The sequence below is a fragment of the Paraburkholderia sp. NMBU_R16 genome (genome assembly GCF_013282575.1).
Classification (GTDB): domain Bacteria; phylum Pseudomonadota; class Gammaproteobacteria; order Burkholderiales; family Burkholderiaceae; genus Trinickia.
The window spans coordinates 1-2,657 of the sequence record NZ_JAAAYE010000148.1 but is presented as its reverse complement, the minus strand read 5'-3'; the positions used below and the strand labels follow the sequence as shown (position 1 = coordinate 2,657).

At 59.9% G+C, this 2,657-nt stretch carries 2 protein-coding genes and 2 pseudogenes; 1 reads left to right on the top strand and 3 read right to left on the bottom strand.

The genetic code is table 11. The features are described from left to right. The 3 genes and pseudogenes from GWC77_RS29845 to GWC77_RS27310 form a co-directional block, all read right to left on the bottom strand. A pseudogene (locus GWC77_RS29845) lies at nt 1-126 on the bottom strand (IS5/IS1182 family transposase); the annotation flags it as partial. A gap of 1,355 nt (nt 127-1,481) precedes the next feature. Next, nucleotides 1,482-1,670, bottom strand: coding sequence for a TniB family NTP-binding protein (locus tag GWC77_RS27315; RefSeq protein WP_254367219.1), 189 nt, complete (start codon nt 1,668-1,670; stop codon nt 1,482-1,484). A gap of 43 nt (nt 1,671-1,713) precedes the next feature. Next, nucleotides 1,714-1,851: a hypothetical protein gene (locus GWC77_RS27310; RefSeq protein WP_173262486.1), complete on the bottom strand. Its 138-nt coding sequence runs from the start codon at nt 1,849-1,851 to the stop codon at nt 1,714-1,716. Nucleotides 1,852-2,130: 279 nt separating this feature from the next. On the opposite strand from GWC77_RS27310, the pseudogene GWC77_RS27305 reads away from it, so the two are divergent. Beyond that, nucleotides 2,131-2,531 (top strand): annotated as a pseudogene (locus GWC77_RS27305) (ParA family protein); the annotation flags it as partial. Between the last annotated feature and the right edge of the window lie 126 nt (nt 2,532-2,657).

Below are 2,657 nucleotides of genomic sequence, written 5' to 3'. Positions count from 1 at the left end.
GGCAATGAACCGGCCGATCGGGTTGGCAATCTGCTCCAGCAGTGGCTCCACCTGGGACGGATCGTCGCCGTCCTGGTCCGTGAGCGTGTGGGCCACGATCTGGCCCGTGCTGGCGTCGACGGCCACACACCAGTAGCTCCCAGTTTATTCGCTGACCTCAACCGGACAATGCCCTCCGGCAGCATACTAACCTAGTTCATCGTCCCGCTCTGATTCTGTGTCGGAACCTCCGTAAAGCTCATTCTTTATCCAAGCTACCGCAGTCTCAGGGGGACTCACTTTCCATGCGCCCTTGATTAATGACGGCGGAATATGATCCGGAATCAGAATTTCCTCTTCAGCTCTTTCGTTACTTCGGGGCTCTATTCCGCTTGCTCTCAATGTCCCCAAAAAATCTATACCTTCCGTATTCTTGTTGATTTTGTATACATATGGGGTACCGCCCTCGTGCTCGGCGCGATCGCTGACGTGGTGAGCGCAATATGTGACTTCACGCGATGTCGAAAGGAATTTTGATTGCTCTTCTGCGTCGCGAACATGGCGCATCACGTCTAGCGTGCCGCCTTTCGCCACAAGCCCGTCTCGGAAAGCCACATTCGGCGGGCACCGATCCCCTCGATAGAGCGTTGATACCTCCTCGTGAAGGCTCCAGGCTATTCGCAATCTTGGGTTGGCGGCTTCGATCTCGTCTTTTACGCGCTTGGGAACTCGTGCAGCGCTTTGGTATGCGCCGCGAACGCTCCCTGCGCTTGTTTGCGGCAGCTGTGCGCTGTTCGCCACAAGGTGCATGGAGGGCCCCCCAAGCGAAGACGGCTCCGCCATGCTGCGCGACGGATACAGCATGGCTGAGTGCGCGGGCATGGGAGCTGACGGCAAGAATGGTGGCGGAGAACGGCCCGGCCATCCGGCTTGCCCGCGCTCAGGCCCCCCGCGCCAGTTCAACGAAGTGCCCCGGGCAACCGAACTTCGCGGCCCGTAGCCGTATTGGGGTGATGTGGGGGGGGATGTGGGGCGAAGAGGCAGCGGCGGTGCGAGCGATGCGCCACCACGGTGCACTCGCGGCGGTGGCACCGACCTCGATTGGAATCGGTCGACTGGGTCGTTAGATCGCCCCCGCAGGTGCGGATAGCCTGTCGGCGGCAGCGGCCGTACCGGCTGGTGGTAAGGCCCGCCCAATGCGAGCCCATGCGCACCTCGCGAATGAGATGACCCTTGAAATGTGCGGTGCGGCGGGGCATCCCGTGGAGCCAGTGAGGGGTGATAAGGGAGCCCCCTCCCAGCGCCGGGGGGGGGTATAAACGTGGCGTTGGGTGGCCTGCGGGCGGCCCCGGACGGGGGGGGGCTCTGATCAGAGCGCCGTGATGAGCTGTATGGATTATTTCTGATGGGTTGCATGAGTCTCGATCACAAAGAAGGTGTTACTGCCCCCAGTGTCAGCTTCCCGCAGGCGCACTTCTCCCCCCCCGCGTAAAACGTCGGCGTCATGCGAAGCGATTCCGCTTGGGTGGGCCACCTCGCCGGGGCGCCCCATCAATGCGTTCGCGTCGCGGCGTGGCGAACAACCGCTCAAGCTGTTCGAGCGCCTGAGTCGCGCGCGGGTAGTCAATCCAGCGATCACGTAACAGGCAATGTATCCGTGCGGCATCGTCGAGTTGCGCTTGCGACCGCATCGCCGGTAACAGATGAGAGAGGGGAGTTGGTTTCATTTGCGGATCACCACTGCTCAACATCGTAGGCTGTCGCCGGCTTGGTGTAATCGACGGTCTCGGCTTGCTGCATCGACGCATTCGCCGATGTCGAGCCTATACCCTGCTCGAGGATTTTGGCGGTTGAACGTTCGCGTGTCGGCATGCGACGGCGTTTCGCTTTCCGGGTCATGCTTTGCGCGTCCGATACCAGGCGGCGTTGCTGTTCGATCGTACGGAACATCATGACTTCGGAGATGCTGCGTTGGCCCTCGTCGCGCAGATATTTGACCGCTGCACGTTGTTCCCAAAGGGAAATCGGTGGGCGGCGTAAGTCTGCATATCGGACTTCGATGAACTCCTTGCCGGTCGAACTGACGAATATCCTTGAGAGATCCTAGCCGTTTGCAACCAGAAAGGTGGGGTGGGAAAAACCACTGTCAGCATGAACGTCGCAGCGGCGTTTCACAGTGGCGGCAGTGACGTCGCGCTGATCGACGCCGATCCCCAAAACACTTCCCTCAGATGGGCCACGAGCGGCGAAGCACCTCTGCCCATGACCGTCCAGTCGCTCGCCGTTGCAGGCAAGGCGGTCGGCGCTGAAATAAAGAAACAGGCGGGAAAGTTCGATGCAATCGTGGTGACTGCCCGGGAAACTTGGAAGATCCCCGAACCACCGCGGTGCTGGAGATTGCCGATTTTTGCCTTATCCCCATGGGGCCTTCGCCGGCGGATCTTTTTAGCACTATTGCCATGATCCGCGTGGTCGACTCGGTGCGTCGACATAGCAACCGCCATCTTCAGTCAGCGTTGATGCTCAACAGCGTGAATGGAAAAACGAAGATGTGAATCGCCCCGGATTTGGTGGAGGCTCCAACTCTTGAGAGAATGGAGCTATGAACAAGTCGAACAAGTTTTCTGCTGAGGTCCGCGAGCGTGCAGTTCGCATGGTGCGAGAGCATCGCGACGAGT